This is a genomic window from Rhizobium sp. ZW T2_16 (assembly GCF_044987325.1).
GTDB lineage: Bacteria > Pseudomonadota > Alphaproteobacteria > Rhizobiales > Rhizobiaceae > Neorhizobium > Neorhizobium cellulosilyticum.
In genome coordinates this window covers 1-723 of record NZ_JBJDRG010000070.1, presented here as the reverse complement: position 1 = coordinate 723, position 723 = coordinate 1, and the positions used below count along the sequence as shown (strand labels likewise).

At 67.2% G+C, this 723-nt stretch carries 1 protein-coding gene; it reads left to right on the top strand.

All coding sequences use genetic code 11. The features are described 5' to 3' along the window. Positions 1 to 723: ABC transporter substrate-binding protein (locus ACI3K0_RS30760; RefSeq protein WP_404946987.1), on the top strand; the 723-nt coding region annotated here is incomplete at both ends.

Sequence of the window (723 nt, the reverse complement as noted above, 5' to 3'; positions counted from 1 at the left end):
GGGCCTGCTGACCGGCCTCTGGTACAACGAGAAGATCCTCGCCGACAACGGCCTCGAGGTCCCCACGACGTTCGAGGATCTCGTCGAGGTCGCGGACAGGCTGAGCGACAAGGGCATCGTCACGATCTCCAACGGCGCGAACCAGTCGTCCTTCAGTGTCTGGTCCTTCCTCGTGTGGCTGGACCGCTTCGGCTACGAGGACCGGATCGACGGCATCCTCGACGGCTCCGACAGCTACTCGAACCCCGACTTCCTGCGCATGTACGAGCACATCGCCGAGCTGCGCGACGCCGGCGCCTTCGCCACGAACGTGTCGACCCAGACCTACCAGCAGGCCGTCGACCAGTTCCTCCAGGGGAAGGCCGCCATGCTCGACGCCGGAGTCTGGGCCTCCAGCGCCATCCAGGAGTCCGAGGTCGCCGCAGACACGGGCTTCTGGGCCGGTCCGCAGTTCAGCGACGGGGTCGGCGAGCAGAACATCGTGATGAACGTCGCCTCCGCACCGCTCGTCGTCGATCACAAGGTGGCCGACGACCCCGCGAAGCTCGCGGCCGTCGAGAAGCTCCTCGCCTTCTACTACAGCGACGAGGCGCAGCAGCTGATGGTCGACAACGGCCAGCCCCCGGTCACCGACTACGAGCCGCAGCTCGACGCCACGACGCAGAGCGCCCTCAAGAGCGCGCTCGACGCGACCACGGCCGACGGAGTCACGAGCCCACGAGA